12 protein-coding genes are annotated in these 17,539 nt (G+C 63.5%); 8 read left to right on the plus strand and 4 right to left on the minus strand.

Going from position 1 to position 17,539, the window contains the following annotated elements:
• Positions 1-179 precede the first annotated feature (179 nt).
• The 8 genes from V5F68_RS03945 (at position 180) to V5F68_RS03980 (ending at position 9,425) form a co-directional block, all read left to right on the plus strand.
• Positions 180-1,019, plus strand: coding sequence for a transketolase (locus V5F68_RS03945; protein WP_394016234.1), 840 nt, complete (start codon positions 180-182; stop codon positions 1,017-1,019).
• Entirely contained in the window at positions 1,016-2,077 is a 1,062-nt protein-coding gene (locus V5F68_RS03950) for a transketolase family protein (RefSeq protein ID WP_394016233.1), read from the plus strand. The genes V5F68_RS03945 and V5F68_RS03950 overlap by 4 nt, the downstream gene beginning before the upstream one ends.
• Positions 2,029-2,949, plus strand: coding sequence for an NAD(P)-dependent oxidoreductase (locus tag V5F68_RS03955; protein WP_394016232.1), 921 nt, complete (start codon positions 2,029-2,031; stop codon positions 2,947-2,949). Before V5F68_RS03950 ends, V5F68_RS03955 begins: the two co-directional genes overlap by 49 nt.
• Positions 2,950-2,973: 24 nt before the next feature.
• Positions 2,974-3,837 carry an alpha/beta fold hydrolase gene (locus V5F68_RS03960; RefSeq protein WP_394016231.1) on the plus strand — a complete coding sequence of 288 codons (864 nt, stop codon included), beginning with the start codon at positions 2,974-2,976 and terminating at the stop codon, positions 3,835-3,837.
• 41 nt (positions 3,838-3,878) lie between these two features.
• Positions 3,879-4,892 (plus strand): TRAP transporter substrate-binding protein, encoded by a 1,014-nt coding sequence (locus V5F68_RS03965; protein ID WP_394016230.1) that lies wholly within the window; start codon positions 3,879-3,881, stop codon positions 4,890-4,892.
• A gap of 9 nt (positions 4,893-4,901) precedes the next feature.
• A complete protein-coding gene (locus tag V5F68_RS03970; protein ID WP_394016229.1) occupies positions 4,902-6,770 on the plus strand; it encodes a TRAP transporter large permease in 1,869 nt (622 codons plus the stop codon).
• Positions 6,771-6,827: 57 nt separating this feature from the next.
• Positions 6,828-8,837 carry a transketolase gene (gene tkt, locus V5F68_RS03975; RefSeq protein WP_394016228.1) on the plus strand — a complete coding sequence of 670 codons (2,010 nt, stop codon included), beginning with the start codon at positions 6,828-6,830 and terminating at the stop codon, positions 8,835-8,837.
• 297 nt (positions 8,838-9,134) lie between these two features.
• Entirely contained in the window at positions 9,135-9,425 is a 291-nt protein-coding gene (locus V5F68_RS03980; RefSeq protein ID WP_509274661.1) for an integrase arm-type DNA-binding domain-containing protein, read from the plus strand.
• On the opposite strand, the gene V5F68_RS03985 is transcribed toward V5F68_RS03980, so the two are convergent.
• The 4 genes from V5F68_RS03985 to V5F68_RS04000 all read right to left on the minus strand — a co-directional run bounded on the left by V5F68_RS03985 (position 9,359) and on the right by V5F68_RS04000 (position 17,403).
• The gene (locus V5F68_RS03985; RefSeq protein ID WP_394016432.1) at positions 9,359-10,798 is read right to left on the minus strand and encodes an IS1182 family transposase; all 1,440 of its coding nucleotides are present in this window, start codon (positions 10,796-10,798) and stop codon (positions 9,359-9,361) included. The genes V5F68_RS03980 and V5F68_RS03985 overlap by 67 nt on opposite strands.
• 221 nt (positions 10,799-11,019) lie before the next feature.
• Positions 11,020-12,786, minus strand: a complete 1,767-nt coding sequence (locus tag V5F68_RS03990; RefSeq protein ID WP_394016110.1) for a phospholipase D-like domain-containing protein — start codon at positions 12,784-12,786, stop codon at positions 11,020-11,022.
• Entirely contained in the window at positions 12,783-16,355 is a 3,573-nt protein-coding gene (locus V5F68_RS03995; protein ID WP_394016111.1) for an AAA domain-containing protein, read from the minus strand. The genes V5F68_RS03990 and V5F68_RS03995 overlap by 4 nt, the downstream gene beginning before the upstream one ends.
• Before the next feature lie 388 nt (positions 16,356-16,743).
• Positions 16,744-17,403 (minus strand): hypothetical protein, encoded by a 660-nt coding sequence (locus V5F68_RS04000; protein WP_394016112.1) that lies wholly within the window; start codon positions 17,401-17,403, stop codon positions 16,744-16,746.
• Between the last annotated feature and the right edge of the window lie 136 nt (positions 17,404-17,539).

Genomic DNA, 17,539 nt, shown 5'->3' on the forward strand with positions numbered 1-17,539 from the left:
CTTCCCTAACGATCAGCGCAGGCCGAAGGGCCGCGCAGCGACCCTGCTCAAGCAGGGCGTGCCGGGAGGACCACATGCTTCGCCACCATCCGCTCCGATCGCACTGACGCGCCCTGATCGCGCAGCCGCGTCCGCTCCCCGTCGAGCGGCCGCTTCCGCTTTCCTGAACGAGATCCTTCATGAACCAGCTTGGGCACAACATACCGATCGCGGAGCGCGCTTACCGCATCCGCCGCAACGCCCTGCGCATGGGCGAGGTGCAAGGCCAGGGCTATATCGCCCAGGCGCTCGGCATCGCGGACGTTCTCGCGGTCGCCTATTTCCACGCCATGGACTACCGGCCGGACCAGCCGGAATGGGACGAGCGCGACCGCTTCCTGCTCTCCATCGGCCATTACGCCATCGCGCTCTATGCGGCGCTGATCGAGGCCGGAATCCTGCCCGAGGACGAGCTTGACACCTACGGCACGGACGACAGCCGCCTGCCCATGTCGGGCATGGCGGCCTATACGCCGGGCATGGAGATTACCGGCGGGTCCCTTGGGCACGGGCTGCCCATCGCCATCGGCATGGCCCTCGCCCTCAAGCACAAGAAATCCGCGTCCTTCGTCTACACGCTTTTTTCCGACGGAGAGCTGGACGAGGGGTCGACATGGGAGGCGGCCATGTCCGCCGGCAGCTATGCGCTCGACAACCTCATCGGCATCGTCGACGTCAACAACATGCAGGCCGACGGGCCTTCGCGCGGCGTGCTCAATTTCGAGCCGCTGGTCCCCAAGTTCGAAGCGTTCGGCTGGCACGTCCAGCGTGTCGATGGCAACGACATCGCCGCGCTCGTGGCGGCGTTCGACACGGCGCGCCACACCGACATCAAGAAGCCGCGCCTGGTGATCTGCGACACCAAGATGGCGAAGGGCGTGCCCTTTCTCGAAGCGCGCGAGCGCAATCACTTCCTGCGGGTGGAACCCGAGGAATGGACCCAGGCCTTCGTGGCCCTCGAAGCGGGGAGGACGTCATGAAGCGCGACAAGTATCTGAAGCCGGTGCGCCCGGCATCGGCCGGAGAGCGGCTGACCACCTCGGCCATGATCGCCTCGCTCGCCTCGGAAGGCCAGCGCACCAAGCCGGCCCCGTTCGGCCACGCGCTCGCAGCGCTGGCTCAGACCCGGCCGGAAATCCTCGGCCTCACGGCGGATCTCGGCAAATACACCGACCTGCACATCTTCGCCCAGGCGCATCCGGACCGCTTCTACCAGATGGGCATGGCCGAGCAGCTGCTGATGGCGAGCGCGGCGGGCTTCGCGCGCGAGGGCTTCATGCCGTTCGCGACCACCTATGCGGTGTTCGCCTCGCGCCGGGCCTATGACTTCATCTGTATGGCCATCGCCGAGGAGGATCTCGACGTGAAGATCGCCTGCGCGCTGCCAGGGCTCTCCACGGGCTACGGGCCGAGCCACCAGGCGACGGAGGACATCGCGATCTTCCGCGGCATGCCGAACCTCACCATCGTCGATCCCTGCGACGCGCACGAGATCGAGCAGATGGTGCCTGCCGTCGCGGCGCATCGCGGGCCGGTCTACATGCGGTTGCCGCGCGGCAACGTGCCCCTGGTGCTGGATGAGTACGGCTACCGCTTCGAGCTGGGCAAGGCCAAGCTGCTGCAGGACGGCGCCGACGTCCTTGTGGTGTCCACCGGCTTCATGACCATGCGGGCGCTGGAGGCGGCCAAGCTCCTTCGCACCGACCGCATCGATGTCGGCGTGCTGCATGTGCCCACCATCAAGCCGCTCGACGAGGCGGCGATCCTGGAGGCCGCACGCAAGCCGGGCCGCCTGCTGGTCGTGGCGGAGAACCATTCGACCATCGGCGGGCTGGGCGAGGCGGTGGCGGGCGTGCTGCTGCGCGCCGGCGTGACCCCGGCCTTCCGCCAGATCGGCCTGCCGGACGCGTTCCTGGATGCGGGAGCCCTGCCTACCCTCCATGACCGATACGGCATTTCCACCGAGGCGGTGGCAAGGCGCATCGCGGCATGGGTCAGCGGCAAGACCAATCACGCTCAGACGGGAGCTGTCGCATGATCCGGGTCGGTTTCGTCGGGCTCGGCGCCATGGGGCTGCCGATGGCGTCCAATCTTCTGAAGGCCGGTTTTCCGGTGCGCGCCTACGACCGCCGGCCGGAGCCGGTGGAAACCCTCGTCGCGGCCGGCGGCACGGCGGCCCACAGTGCCGCCGACGCGGCGCGCGATGCCGACGTGCTGGTGCTGATGGTCATCAACGCGTCCCAGGCCGAGGATGTGCTGTTCGTCGGCGGGGCGCTCGACGCCTTGCCGCCAGATGCAACGGTGGTCCTCATGGCGACCTGCCCGCCGCAGGCGGTCGCCCGCATCGCCGAGCGGGTGGAAGCCACAGGCCGCGCTTTCCTCGATGCGCCGGTTTCCGGCGGCGTCGTTGGCGCCGCCGCAGGGACGCTCTCCATCATGGCGGCGGCCCCGCTGGCGACCTTCGAGCGCCTGCGCCCGCTGCTGGAAGCCATGGGCGGCAAGCTCATCCATGTGGGCGAGACGGCGGGGCAGGGGGCGATGGCCAAGACCATCAACCAGCTCCTGTGCGGCGTGCATCTCGCCGCGGCGGCGGAGGCCATTTCCCTGGCGGAGAAGGCCGGGGTCGCGCCTGCGGTCGCGCTCGACATCGTTTCCGCCTCGGCGGCGTCGAGCTGGATGCTGCGGGACCGTGGCCCCCGCATGCTGGAGCAGGACCCCATCGTGACCAGCGCGGTGGACATCTTCGTCAAGGACCTCGGCATCGTCCTCGCCGCGGGCAGCGACGCGCGGGCCGCATTGCCGCTGGCGGCAGCGGCGCACCAGATGTTTCTCGCCGTTTCCGGCCAGGGCAAGGGCGCGCAGGACGACAGCCAGGTGATCGAAGCCTACCGGCGCCTGCGCGGAGCCTGAACGCCGCATCGCAAGGAATTGGCAATGACAATCGACATCCAGCACCATTTCGCCGACCTCTCCGAGGTTACGCTGCACTACCTCACCGCCGGCCAGGGCGATCCCGTGGTTCTCCTGCACGGAGTTCCGCAGAGCGCGCACGAATGGCTGCGGGTCATCCCGCAGCTTGCAGATCGCTATTCCATCGTCGCGCCGGACCTGCGCGGGCTCGGCGATTCCTCCCGCCCGGCGAAGGGGTACGACAAGCGCACGGTTGCGGCCGACATCTGGGAACTGGTCCATGGCAAGCTGGGCCTCGACCGGTTCTTCCTGGTGGGCCACGATTGGGGCGGCCCCGTCGCCTTCGCGCTCGCCGCCCAGCATCCCGAGGCGGTGCGCGGGCTGGCGATCCTTGATGTCGCGATCCCGGGAGACGGCGCCGAAATGTCCCAGGGCGGCCGCCGCTGGCACCATCCCTTCTTCCGCACGCTCGACCTGCCGGAGGCGTTGTGCGCCGGCCGCGAGCACATGGTCATCGACTGGCTGTTCGACAATTACGGCCGGCGGCCGAACGTGATCCCGCCCGAGGACCGAGCCGAATATCACCGCACCTACAGCCGGCTGGGCGGGTTCCGCGCCCTGCTGGCCTATTACCGCGCCTTCCCCCAGGACGCGCGCGACAATGCCGAGATCGTCGCCCGCAACGGCAAGCTGAAGATGCCCGTGCTCGCCCTCGGCGGCGACAGCAGCTTCGGCCGGGGCATGGAAACCTATGAATCGCTGAGCCGCCTGGCCGAGGACGTCACCGGCGGGCTGATCCCCGACTGCGGCCATTGGGTGGCCGAGGAGGCGCCGGACTTCATCGCCGACCAGCTCCGCAAATTCTTCGCGAAGATCGCCGCGAAGTAGAAGAAGAAGCCGCGATCAACAAAAACACCGGGAGGAACACCATGCCAATCATGACCCGCCGTACCCTGCTTGCCGGCTCGGCCGCGCTCGGCGCGAGCCTGGCGATGCCCGCCATCGTTTCGGCTGCCCCCGAGTTCCGGCTCAAGTTCGCCAACATCATGCCGGTCGATCATCCGCTGAACACGCGCATGACCGAGGCCAGCAAGGAAATCGAGAAGCTCACCGACGGGCGGGTCGAGATCCAGGTGTTTCCCGCGAGCCAGCTCGGCACCGATGCGGACATGCTGAGCCAGCTTCGCTCGGGTGCCCTCGATTTCTTCGCGCAGACCGGCCTGATCGTGGCGACCCTTGTACCGGTCGCCTCCATCACCGGCGTCGGGTTCGCCTTTTCCGACTATCCGCAGGTCTGGAAGGCGGTGGACGGGCCGCTTGGCCAGCATATCGTGAAGGCGTTCGCGAAGGCCAATCTGATCGCGTTCGACACCATGTGGGACAACGGCTTCCGCCAGACCACCTCGCTGTCCCGGCCAATCCGCACCCCCGACGACCTGAGCGGCTTCAAAATCCGCGTCCCGCCTTCTCCGCTCTGGACGTCGCTCTTCAAATCGCTGGGCGCATCCCCCACCTCCATCCCGTGGGGCGAGACTTATTCCGCGCTGCAGACCCGCGTTGCGGACGGCCTCGAGAACCCGCTCGCGGGGATCTACTTCGCCAAGATGTATGAAGTGCAGAAGTATCTCTCCCTCACCAACCATATGTGGGACGGCTTCTGGTTTCTCGCCAACCGCAAGAACTTCGAGGCCATGCCCGCCGCGACCCGCGACATCATCACGAAGACCGTCAATGCCGCGGCTCTCAAGCAGCGTGCGGATGTCGAGAAGCTGAATGGCGAGCTTCAGTCCGCGTTGACGGCCAAGGGGCTCGAATTCATCACCGTCGATACCTCGCTGTTCCGCAAGAAGCTGCAGGATTCCACATTCTACACGGAGTGGAAGGGACGCTTCGGCGAGGAAGCCTGGGGACTGCTTGAGGCTTCCTCCGGCAAGCTGATCTGAGGCGCGGGAATGGCCGCATCACCTCACTCCACCGCCACCGGCGGCGTGCTTCCCGCCCCTCTGGTTCTGCTGGAGGCGGGGGTGGTGCGCGTCGTCGAATGGATCGCGGGCGCCCTGGTGCTTGCCGAGGTCCTCGTGCTCTTTGCCGGCGTGCTGTCGCGCTACGTGTGGAACGAGCCGCTGGTCTGGTCGGATGAACTCGCTTCCATGCTGTTCCTCTGGCTCTCCATGTTCGGAGCGGTGCTGGCCTTCCACCGTGGCCAGCACATGCGCATGGGCGCCCTGGCCGACGCATCGCCCGCCAGGACGCGCTCGCGGCTCGAAATCGTCGCGCTGGTCGCCTGCCTCGTGCTGGTGGTGGTGCTGCTGCCCCATGCAATCGAATATGCGGTGGACGAGATGGCCGTCGTCACGCCGGCCCTGGAAGTCCCCGTCGCCTGGCGGGCGGCGGGGCTTCCCATCGGGCTCGCGCTGATCCTGTTCTTCGGGCTGATGCGAGTCGCGCGGCTCGGCACTCTGCGCGATTTCGCGGTGGCGGTGGCTCTGGCGGCGGTGCTGGTGGGCGTGGCCCTTGCCGCGCGGCCGCTGATCCTCTCCCTCGGCAATTGGAACCTTGTTCTCTTCTTCGTTGTGTTCGTGGCCATGGGCGTGCTCAGCGGCATTCCCATCGCCTTCGTGTTCGGGCTCGCGGCGCTGAGCTATGTCGCGCTCGGCACCGGCCGCCCCCTGACCGTGATCGCCGGCCGGCTGGACGAGGGCATGTCGCATCTGCTTCTGCTGGCCGTGCCGCTGTTCGTGCTGCTCGGCATGCTGATGGAACTGACCGGCATGGCGCGGGCCATGGTGAATTTCCTCGCGACCCTGCTGGGGCACGTGCGGGGCGGCCTGTCCTATGTGCTGGTCGCCGCCATGTATCTCGTCTCGGGCATTTCCGGGTCCAAGACGGCCGATATGGCCGCGGTCGCGCCGGCCCTGTTCCCGGAGATGAAGAAGCGCGGCGCCAAGCCCGGCGACCTCGTGGCCCTGCTCGCCGCCACCGGCGCGCAGACCGAGACGATCCCGCCGAGCCTCGTCCTGATCACCATCGGCTCGGTCACCAGCGTTTCCATCGCCTCCCTGTTCATCGGCGGGCTGCTGCCGGCCCTGGTCTGCGGCCTTGCCCTGTGCACGCTGGTCTGGCGGCGCTATCGCCACGAGGATCTCTCCGGCGTGCGGCGCGCCACGCGAGGAGAAATCCTGCGGGCGTTCGTGCTGGCGCTGCCGGCGCTCGCGCTCCCCTTCATCATCCGCACCGCGGTGGTGGAAGGTGTCGCCACCGCCACGGAGGTCTCCACCCTCGGCATCGCCTATTCGGTTCTGGTGGGCCTGCTGATCTATCGCGAGTTCAACTGGGGCCGCATGTTGCGGATGCTGGTGGATACGGCAGCCCTCTCCGGGGCGATCCTGTTCATCATCGCTGCCGCGACGGCGGTGGCCTGGTGTCTCACCCAATCCGGCTTTTCGCGCGATCTTGCCGCCGCCATGGGGAGCCTGCCGGGCGGCGCGCCGGTATTCCTGCTGGTGTCCATCATCACCTTCGTGGTGCTCGGCAGCGTGCTGGAAGGAATCCCCGCGGTGGTGCTGTTCGCCCCGCTCGTCTTCCCCATCGCCAAGAACCTCGGCATCCACGAGGTGCACTACGCCATGGTCATCATCCTGGCGATGGGCGTCGGCTTGTTCGTGCCCCCGTTCGGGGTTGGCTATTACGCCGCCTGCGCCATCGGCCAGGTCAATCCCACCGAGGGCATCAAGCCGCTGTGGGGCTACATGGTCGCGCTGCTTTTAGGCCTCGCCCTGGTCGCGGCGGTGCCTTGGATTTCCATCGGCTTCCTGTCCTGAGGTCCCTTCACTGAACCGCCGGGGCGTGGCCTCGGTGCCATGCAAGGTCGTGCGCCCATGTCCCTGATTCCGTCCTCCGGCTTCGCCGAAGCCGGCACCTCCGCGCGCCGAATGGCCGACGCCATCCGCTTTCTCGCCCTCGACGCCATCGCCAAGGCCGAGGACGGGCATCCGGGCGCGCCCCTCGGCGGGGCGGAGGTCGCCACCGCGCTCTTCACCCGCCACCTCAAGTGCAATCCGGCGGACCCCACCTGGCCGGATCGCGACCGCTTCGTGCTCTCGAACGGCCATGGGTCCATGCTCCTCTATGCCGCGCTCCATCTTTCGGGCTACGCCGGCATGCCCATCGAGGAGGTTCGCCGCTTCCGCGAGCTTGGCAGCTCGACCCACGGCCATCCCGAGCGGGCACCGGAACTCGGCGTCGAGGTCACCACGGGCCCGTTGGGGCAGGGCATCGCGAACGCCGTGGGCATGGCGGTGGCGGAAGCCTGGCTTTCCGCCACCTTCGGCGCGGATGTCGTGGACCATCGCACCTATGCGCTGGTCGGCGACGGCTGCCTCATGGAGGGGGTCGCCCACGAGGTGATCTCGCTCGCCGGTCATCTCGGCCTGCGGAAGCTGTGCTTCCTGTGGGACGACAATCGCATGACCGACGACGGCGTCATCGACTTCGCCCTCTCCGAGGACGTGCGCGCGCGCTTCCGTGTCGCGGGCTGGCAGGTGATCGACGCGGACGGCCACGATGTCGAGGCGGTTTCCGCCGCCTTGCATCTCGCCGGCGGTGATCCGCGCCCGACGCTCATCGCCTGTTCGACCACCATCGGCAAAGGCCTGCCGCGCCTTGAAGGCCAGCGCGGCGCCCATGGCGGGCGGGTGTTCCCCGATGACGTCGCCGCGGCCCGCACCGCCGCGGGCTGGACCCACGGCCCGTTCGAGGTGCCGCAGGATGTGGCTGCGGCCTGGCATGCGGGGGTCGCGCTGCGCAACCGCTCGGCCTACGAGGGCTGGCAGGCGCGCGTCGCCGCCCTGCCGCAGGAGAGGCGTCGCCTGTTCGAGCGCCTGATGTGCGGCGCGCTTCCGGAGGGCTGGGCCGAGGCGCTCGCAGGCCATGCCGCGAAGCTTGCAGCCGAGGCGCCGGTCCAATCGTCCAACCAGTCCACGGCCGACATCGTCGATCTCCTCGCCAGCTTGATCCCCGAGCTCCTGCCCGGTGCACCGGACCTCGAAGGCCCCACCAATTGCAAGCGCGGCCTTGCCGCCTTCACGGCGCGCAACCCGGCTGGGCGCTATCTGCACTACGGCATCCGCGAACACGCCATGGGCGCCATGATGAATGGCATGGTGGCCCATGGCGGCGTCGTGCCGCTGGGCGCCACCTATCTCGTCTTCTCCGACTATATGCGCCCGCCGCTGCGCATGGCGGCGCTGATGGAGCTGCCGGTCATCACCATCTACAGCCATGACAGCATCGGCATCGGCAAGAACGGGCCGACCCACCAGCCGGTGGAATTCCTCGCCTCCCTCCGCGCCATCCCCAACATGGCGGTGTTTCGCCCCGCCGACGCCGTGGAAACCGTTGAATGCTGGCAGCTCGCGCTGGCCCGCCGGCACGGTCCGTCGTCCATGATCTGCTCCCGCCAAGCCTTGCCGCCGCTGCGCCGCGATGCCGGCGAGAACCGCTCGGCGCGGGGCGCCTATGTGCTGGCGGAGGGCGAGGGCGGCGCGCGCCGGGTGACGCTGCTCGCCACCGGTTCGGAGGTCGCGCTTGCGCTCGCGGCACGCGATATTCTGCAGGCGGAGGGTGTGCCGACCGCCGTCGTCTCCATGCCATGCTGGGAAATCTTCGCCGGGCAGGACCTCGCCTATCGGGCCAAGGTGCTCGGTCCCGGCACGGTGCGCGTCGGCGTGGAAGCGGCGGTGCAATTCGGCTGGGAGCGCTGGATTGGCCTGGATGGCGGCTTCGTGGGAATGAGCGGCTTCGGCGCCTCTGGGCCGGGCGATGCGTTATTCCGCCATTTCGGCATCACCGTCGAGGCGGTGGTGGACGCCGCACGGACCCGGCTCTGATCTCGCCCGCGTGTCGAGTCTTGATCGCTCAGGGCGTAAGCGGCGTCGGCATTTCTACCGCATGCCCGGAAGCCGGAGAGGTTCCTGGACTTGCTCCGGCAAAGATATTCTTTCCAGGAAATGGTGCCGGTTGAGGGCACCAAACTAAGGTTCATATCTGGCCGCCGGTGTCGGGAATACATTTGAAAATAAACGAGATTTTAGAGCCGTCGTCCTTGTTCGTCCGTGTCTATTCGCTACAATCCAACTCAATTTTGTGGGCCGATTTGTGGGCTGTATTGTGGGCGAGGGGATTATATGGGGCAACTGACAGACCTGAAGGTTCGGAAGGCCGGTGCGGGAAAATTCGGGGATGGGGACGGACTCCAGCTTGTCGTCTCCGCGTCGGGGGCCAAGAAATGGACCTTCCGCTTCATGGTGGCGGGACGAGCGCGCGAGATGGGATTGGGGCCGAGGCTGTGTGAGAACTCTGCGCGGCTGATCGGTCAAGCTGCCTTTTCCATGGTGCGCGTCGGCTCCGGTCACCCGGCTATCGCCTTGAGTGTTGGGGCCACGCCGGCCACGGCAATGGCACGCTTCATGTTGTAAGCCAGTATCGCCAAGCTGGCTTCGGTGGCGACGTGCTTGAGGCCGCGCGTTCGGAAGTGGGTCGCACCCATCCAGCCCTTGATGGTGCCGAAGACGTGCTCGACGGTACAGCGGCGAACCGCCATGGCTTCGGGCATCGCTTGAAGCCTGCGCTCCATCTCATCAAGCACGGCCTCATGCTCCCATCGGCGGATGCGCTTCTCCTTGCCGGCTGTGCACAGGGGACGCGACGGGCAGGCGCTGCAGGCCTTCTGGTTGAAGTAGACGCTGATGAGCTTGCCGCCCTCCACCCGGGCAAAGCGTTTCTGCAGCTGTTGACCGGCGGGGCAGCGATAGGTGTCGGTCTGCGGCTCATGCACGAACCTAGCCTTGCCCCAGAAGCCGCGCGCCTGAGCCGGTGAGGTATTTGGCTTGGGCACTATCGGGATGATGCCAGCTTCGGCGCAAGCGCGGATTTGCTCGCCCTCATAGTATCCACGATCTGCCAGGGCGATCATTTCGGCAGCGCCGGTCTCGGCCTGGGCCGCTGTGGCCATCTCCAGCAGATGCGAGCGGTCATGACCGCGGTTGGTCACCGCATTGGCGACGACGATGTGGTGTCGGGTATCGACGGCCGCCTGGACGTTGTAGCCGACTACCCCGCGATGGTCGCTCCCGGTCGCCATGGCACGGGCATCGGGATCGGTGAGCGACACCTGCTCATCGGGAGCGGCTTGCAGTTGCTGGCCAATCTCCTCGAGTTCGCGAAGCCGACCACGCAGCGACGCCAGTCGCTCGGTCAGGTGATGAATCCTGGAAGTGGCCGGGCCGGTCTCCGCCCTGTCGGTCTCCTCAAGCTCGGCGAGATAGCGCGCGATGCTCTCCTCGACATGGGCCTTACGGCGCGCCAGCTTGCCCTTGGTGTAGTTCTTCTCGTGCGTGTTCACTGCGCGCAGGCGTGATCCGTCGATCGCGACCATGCCACCACCGACCAAGCCAAGGGCACGACAGATGGCGACGAAGCGCTGGCACGCGATCTGGATCGCGCTGGCATTGTCATGGCGGAAGTCCGCGATCGTCTTGAAGTCGGGTGCCAGCTTGCCGGTCAGCCACATCAGTTCGATGTTGCGGCGCGCCTCGCGCTCCAGCTTCCGGCTCGAGGTCAGCTGGTGCAGATAGCCATAGACATAAAGCTTGAGCATGGTGCCCGGGGCATAACCGGGTCTGCCGGTCGATGCCGGCTGCACGCGAGCAAAGCCGAGTTCGGCCAGATCGAGTTCATCGACGAAGGCGTCAATGATGCGGACCGGGTTGTCAGCATCCACATAGTCTTCCAGGCACGTCGGCAAAAAGCTTGCTTGGCGGCGGTCAGCAGCTTCAACGAAACGTCCCATATGGCACCCCGAAGCACTGCCAGATCATAGCATCATCAGGGGTTTTCACACAGCCTCGGGCCGGAAGCGGACTAGCGGCTTGCGTCGTCCACAGGGCGACAGCGGACGCTCGGCTCGACTGCCGTACCGTCTCGATCTGACCCTTAGCGAACACTCAACATGTCCGCTTTCGGGCCGGGGCTTGCTCCTGAGACAACAAGCACATGCCCAGGTGTTCAACGCTAGGCAATCTGCGTGTTCTCGAAGCGCATCAGAAAATTCTCTGCAATTTTTGGAGCGTCCACCAATACCCCTATCTCGCGATAGGGTGCAGCCTCCGATGGATCTGCAGAGAGCCAATTGAGGCTGCTAATCGCCAGCGCATTTCCATCCCAGCCCAAGACCTTCGCATGTAGCCGAGGCCGATGAATCGGCCTTATGCTAAGGCCCTTATTGGCGAATTCGCGGATAAGGTCAGCGCTTGCAGCTCCAGACAATGGACCGGTCGTCCGGCCGTAGTAAAACGACGCTGCTATTCCGTTCTCCTCGACAGCGGCGAGCGCCGGCAGCAGCGCAACAGGATGCGCGGCAAGTCCAATTCGATGGCTTAAAACGAACAGCCGCTCGCGTGCTCTGTCGCGCGCCTCCAGCACCAATCGGGCGTGTTCTGAACCATAAATCAGGCGCGTGGGAACCTTGCGGCCTCCAACCGATGGCCCCTCCATTACACGCCGTCCTAACACCGAAAGTTCAACAGCCAGATCGTTCCAAACGCCGGGGCGACCCTGGGCAAGCCCTCCCAGCTTGCGAATGAGGCTTCCCACGAGAATGGGGTCCCGAAGGCGCATCGAGGCCTCAAAGCTCGTAAAGTCGGACGCAAGCCAATTGCAAGATCCAATAAGCGCGTTCCAACCGCCCTTTGATGTATCAGCCACAACTAACTTCGCATGCGAGTTCGTCGAGAACGGATGAACCCGTATCGAGCCTTCCCAGCCTGCATTAGTTGCCTGCGCCTGCAGTTTGGCCGCGACAATCTGCGACGAACGCGTGGCAGTCCCAATGTCGTCTTGACCCCACAGGATATCGACTTTTACGCCGCGCTCGGCAGCCTTGATCAACTGGGGAAAAATGGCCTGCGCCCGCTCCTCACTCAGGAACGTTGAGTGGATTATCAAGCGTTCCGTGGCGCCTGTGACCATCCGCTCAAACGCTCGAGCATGTTCTGGACCATCTATGACCACATCCGCGGCATCGAAGGTTGCGTCCTGTAGCTGCGGGAGATCGATCTCCTGGGAAGACGCTGAAGCCAAGACCGAGGCTCCATCGACGATAGCCTTGGCTGTCCCCTTTGTCGCTTCATTTTCGGCAGCCTCCGCGGCTTTTCCAATCAACAAGCGAAGCACTGGCGATGCCCGTCCTGGGAGACCTTCGATCACTCCGTCGCGCACAGTCACGATGGCGTAACGATCGACAAGCTTCTCCGCGCCTCGGTCAACGCCAATTATAAGTTCGTCCTCAGCTTCAATTGCGCTGAATACCTCGCTGAGATCGCCCACCGAAGGTTCGGAAGCGGCATTGATATGAACAATGGGCTGCTCCGGAGTCCCGCTAGGGATTCGGTTCCTGTGGGCGAGCTCCAGCTCGCGGCCCCGAAACACGCTCCCTGTAATTGGCTCGATCGCGAAGCTACGCCAACGTGGCTCGGTCACGGTTGCCGCAGGCAATTGGTCCTGGTGGACTCTGGATGCGCCGACTGAGGTAATCTGGAATGCGGCCCCTCTTGACGTGACGAGCACTTCTACCCATCCCGCACGCATCAATCGGATAAACGCCTCGATAATCACTCGGCGGGGAAGACGTGACGCCACAGCCAGCTCCGCCGCCGTGGCGGGCCCGCGCGACACAGCGTCAAGCAGCAAGTGCTCGATCACACTCCATCTACGACCTTTCTCGATGATAAAGCGCCGGGTTCCCTTTAGGACCTGGAATACGACCTGAACGGTGCTCACGATCCCACTCCCCTCAGTGTCGCCCAAGGGACAATCACCGCATTTTTTTGTTCCTGCTCTTCCTCAAGGCATGTCAGGAACTGCGACAGAAATCCAACGTCTTGATCTGGAAGTTTCGCGGCACTCTCTACAACGTGTCGGTAGAACGATAGACTGCCAACCACAACGAGTCGCCATTTGGCGCGGCTGAGGAGCACATTCATCCGTCGGTTGTCGCGCAAGAAGCCAAGCGCCCGCGACGGGCTGGCATGGTGATTGTTCCGCACGAGCGACACCACGACGGCGTCGGCCTCGCCGCCCTGAAATGAGTCAACTGTGCCGCTGAAAGTCTGACCATCTATGGCTGGGTTGAAATGACTCAGACCAGCCAGCTTGCCGTTTCGATGCTGGGAGATCGATCTCTCCATCCGCCGGACCTGTTGCCAGTATGGTGACAAAACCGCCAGAGATGGCCGCGTCCCTTCTCTGGTTCCTATTAGCTCTAGGATCCGAATGACCGCAGTACACTCATCTGGGTTCCACCATGGTGGCGCGCGCTCGCCACTTCGTCCGCCCGGTGCTTCCGCTCTGCCAAAAGGCATGTCGACGAAAACGATAGGCGCGTCCGGCAAGATCGAAGCATTGATCGAACGCACCGGCCCTGCCTCGCTTAGGAATTTGGTTTCCTGCTTTGCGTTTGTGCGGAGTTCCCCATCGTAGAAACATCTTGAGACAATTCGAGCGATTGCGGGGTGCATCCGGTATTGCTCATTCAATCGCCGCGCTATGCGCATGCCCTGGTCGCGCTTCTTTTGGCGCCCCAACTCGCGCTCGACGTAAGTCTCGAACAAGGTCAGTAGAGAGAGGGCTTCGGAGCAGGTGCGTCCGAAGTCTTCCCCGGATGCGGCAATTTCCTCGAGGGTCTCGTCGATCCGTGGATCCTTAAGGTATCGAGACACAAAGTCGTCGACGAGTCCAACCGCCTCCCGAACGCTCTCGGTTGATGAAAGTAGCCGTGAAATAGCGTCGACATCGAAAGGCGGGAGCTGTTTATGGTCGCCGATCATCAGCCGACGATGTGATAGCAACAGGGGTGATAGCAGCTCGCCCCCGGTCGCCTTTCCAGCTTCTTCGATAATTGTCCAATCAAAAAGGGATTGCTCTTCGATAAGTCGATCCACCGCTGCCGAATTGGTGGTCGCGAAGACGAGATTGGCTGCTCTTAGAATCATGCCTTCGAAGGCGCGCAGCTCTGCGGAAACACGCCTCGAGCCAGCTCCCCTGGTGCGCTGTCGGCCGACCTGAGTACGACGTGCTTCGGCGAGTGCCGAGATCTTTTGTGCAATCGGCTCGGAAGCGGCGCTCACCAGCGGACTCTCCGACAGGTCATGTAGCCGTTTATCCGCTTGCACATCGATTTCTAGCTCGCCGGAAGAATCATCATCGTCGGCGGGGCGCGCCCTCACCATTAATGGACGCGCGTCCTCATCGAACCCGGCAAAAATGCCCAGCACTTCCTTCATAAGATGGTCGATGGCCGAATTGCTCTGCGCCGACAGCAGCATCCGAGCGATTGGATCATCCTCGAACCGGCGGCGCACCAGGTCGCCCACTAGGTAGGTCTTGCCAACTCCTGGAGGACCTTGCAGAAGAAATAGCGGGATGGTCGCCAAGATCTCCCGAAGGGCCGCTTGTTTAGACGAGTCAAAATTCTGGAAGGTTGCGTCGCCCTCATCGAGTGGATCTTGACTGTCCTCGAGCTTGAGCCGCGGGTCGACAAGCATACGAAGCAGTTCCCCGTGCTCCTTCAAGGCGGCAAGAGCTTTGAGGCGGCGCTTGAACTGTGCGATCCGACCGATCATGTCGGCTGGAACGAGAAACCCGAACGATCGCTGCTGCGGAAGTGTGACTCCCTCGAACTTCATGCACTCAACGTCATTAACGTCTTCGTAATCGACGAAACGCCAATTGGTGTTCGTTGGAGATCGTTCACCTAAGGAGCCAGTCTCCGAGAGTACCCATGCACCCTCTTCTCTGAACGCTTCGGACCCAAGCAACTTCTTTAGACGGATTGCTGGTGCCTCTAAACTAAGATGTTGAGCCAATTTTGCCCTATCAGGGTCATGTCGCGACATCAGGTGAATGAATTTCTGATCTGTGCTTTCTCCGGCTCGAGTCGACATGATCTGGACTGGAAAAACGTCTGCCGCCGCAAACCCCATCTCCACCAGCAACAACAGGGAGAAGGCTTCGTGAATTAGGTCGGTATCGCTCTTACGAGCCAGCCGGCTCCCTGTGCGTCGAAGATATTCCTCCCAATGTTGGACCCGACCACGGCGGCGTGGAAAGGACTGAGTGGCGTCCCCATTGCGCAAGATTTCAAGCATGGACGCGGCGAAGGTCGTCTTGCCGACAACTTGAGCCCGGCTCGGAGCTTCCGTGTCGGCCCGGTCGGCATACGCAAACTCCCAGGTAGCGGCGTCAGGAGATCCAGGGCGTCGGTATGGTGCTAACCGGTATGTGAGGCGCTGTCCCAGGAGTGCGTAACGCGTCGCTGCAACTTGATGGTCTTTTAACGCGAGCAACTGGACCTCATCGCCCAGATCGTCGCGCATAAATCGGATTTGTTGAACCTCGTCGGCGACCTCAATCTCGTTCCCCGACGCCTTACGGATCGCTTCCGAAAGTCCATTACCCGTGCCTAGCCGGGCGGCGATGCAGAGTGCTGCCTCTTTGCCTGCGGCCTCCGCGGCCACGCTGTCGACGATCTCGGCAATGCGCGCGCCAATATACTCGCCGTCCAACCGTTCGACCCGATCGATGCCCAGCATCGTCCGCAGCAACCGAACCTCGGCAGCCGATACATGTTCTGCAACACGGGATGGGATTGTGCTCATGTCCGATAGAGACGCGATTGGCACATCAAGGATGATTGCAGAAAGATGCGCAAGATCGCGCCAATCACGAGCGAACGAGAAAGAGCTCTCAGGACGCGGGGCTTTGATTTTGCTTGCGTCTTTAGAATCGATCGCAGCTATGCGCATCGACCACTCAAATCCTGTCAACCGAAAATCAGGTTCATCGCTGAATGCGGTGACGACTGACCACGGATCAACGTTGCGGTGAATGCTTCCCTGCGAGTGGAGAAGTTCAAGACCTTGCACGAGTCGAAGGATGTTGCCCCAGAGCAGACGTTTGGCGCGTGGCTGGCGAGCTTGAGCCAACAGGTCCGGAGGTCGCTGTGCTGCTAGAAAGACCTGCAACGGGCTTCCACGTTCGGGGTCGAGCACCAGATAGAAGCCAGCGTTGTCCTGCCCGCTCCCAATCATATGGACGAAGAGATCATCGGCGCCGGGCACTGCCGCAAGCCGGTGCAGTTGGCGAATTTCGCTTCGCCAAATAACCTGGAGATCCTGTTCGTCCTCTCCCTTGGCTCGAGGCCAAACCTTGATCAAGACATCCTGCGAGGACAAGAGCGTCTGCCCACGAAGGAGTCCCGCCCGGCCGTGGGCGCGTTCTGGCTTGAGCAGATAGGCATCATCCGGCTTGTAGTTAGCGAGGAACCCAGACTTCGCCTTTCGTCGTGACATGCCGCAATTTCCCCCGAAGCCATCCGAGCGCCGACCTCTAGCGAAACTGCCAGTTGCAAGGGGGGCAGGCAACTATCAAGTTAGCTTTCTGGGATCCGCGGGAGGTGAACAATGGGTGACACCTTAATAGAGGCTATGCCAGCACGGGAGATACCAAAATTCGCTAATCGGCTGATCGACTTGGGAGGCCGCTCAAGTGCTTCTCGGAGACATCTCAGCCGCATCGTCGCAGGCTCGATTCCTTCGACCTTCAAGAACGAGAGATTGAATCCGCGATCTAGCTGATGCCCGTCCCGCGCGAAGGCAAATTTGTTTTATCGGGGAGCGGCCCCTCGTCCCCATATGGCGCAATAATCCGGTCTGATCCGACTTGTTGGGAGGCCTGCCCTCAAGACCTTTTCTTGTAGGCCCATAGGTGCTCGTAGAGTTCCGCGAGTTCGTCCGCTCGCTTACGAGTGAATCCATGCTCGATGAGCAGGGCGCGAACATCTTCCATCGGAGCCTCTCGGCGGCTTTCTTTAACGATCCGATAGAAGCGACCCCAGTCCAAGGCATGCAATGAGGTCTGATTCGCCAAGATGGCGAACCGGTCAATCAACACCCGCGTCTTCGGCGACACACGGCTGCCAAGTTTGCGAGGCCGGGCCACACGCAGACGATATGAGCGGGCGTGCATCTGATTATATGTCCGCAAGAAAGGCCCGAAGAGCTCGCTCGCGGCCGTCACATAAACCTCACGCGTTGGTGGGTCGGGACACCAGAACGCGGCACGCATTTCGACTTGGATGAGGCCCGGCCGGTCGGGTCTAGCTATCAGTTGTCCACCACTTTCCTCGTGTGGGCTCGGTCGTAACGACTGGAGATTCACGATGTACCAGTTCTTCTCGCCGAACAGCTCATAGTGTCGCTCGACGATGAGTGAGGTATCCACCTCAGCCAAAGATGCAATGACGTCAACCACCAGCCGGGCGTCGTCATGAACTGAAATGTCGATGTCTGGCAGAGCTTCGCGATACACGATGGAAGCGGTCGAGGATGACTGCTGCAATATCCGTCTCCTGTCGTAGGAACTGCTGATCTGGTTACCCTCTTGACTGCTGGCGACGAGAGTTCCCCGCGAAACACTTGGCGGCTATCGGGGTTTCGAACCTCCTAAAATAATCTTATGCATTGAACTGATACCC

The organism is Roseixanthobacter pseudopolyaromaticivorans, assembly GCF_043195145.2.
GTDB lineage: Bacteria > Pseudomonadota > Alphaproteobacteria > Rhizobiales > Xanthobacteraceae > NCEH01.

What these genes read in the sequence shown, in the direction of transcription:
- V5F68_RS03950 (WP_394016233.1), top strand. Translation starts at nt 1,016, where the DNA reads ATGAAGCGCGACAAGTATCTGAAGCCGGTGCGCCCGGCATCGGCCGGA.
- tkt (WP_394016228.1), top strand. Translation starts at nt 6,828, where the DNA reads ATGTCCCTGATTCCGTCCTCCGGCTTCGCCGAAGCCGGCACCTCCGCG.
- V5F68_RS03960 (WP_394016231.1), top strand. Translation starts at nt 2,974, where the DNA reads ATGACAATCGACATCCAGCACCATTTCGCCGACCTCTCCGAGGTTACG.
- V5F68_RS03945 (WP_394016234.1), top strand. Translation starts at nt 180, where the DNA reads ATGAACCAGCTTGGGCACAACATACCGATCGCGGAGCGCGCTTACCGC.
- V5F68_RS03955 (WP_394016232.1), top strand. Translation starts at nt 2,029, where the DNA reads ATGGGTCAGCGGCAAGACCAATCACGCTCAGACGGGAGCTGTCGCATG.
- V5F68_RS03970 (WP_394016229.1), top strand. Translation starts at nt 4,902, where the DNA reads ATGGCCGCATCACCTCACTCCACCGCCACCGGCGGCGTGCTTCCCGCC.
- V5F68_RS03985 (WP_394016432.1), bottom strand. Translation starts at nt 10,798, where the DNA reads ATGGGACGTTTCGTTGAAGCTGCTGACCGCCGCCAAGCAAGCTTTTTG.
- V5F68_RS03995 (WP_394016111.1), bottom strand. Translation starts at nt 16,355, where the DNA reads ATGTCACGACGAAAGGCGAAGTCTGGGTTCCTCGCTAACTACAAGCCG.
- V5F68_RS03965 (WP_394016230.1), top strand. Translation starts at nt 3,879, where the DNA reads ATGCCAATCATGACCCGCCGTACCCTGCTTGCCGGCTCGGCCGCGCTC.
- V5F68_RS03980 (WP_509274661.1), top strand. Translation starts at nt 9,135, where the DNA reads ATGGGGCAACTGACAGACCTGAAGGTTCGGAAGGCCGGTGCGGGAAAA.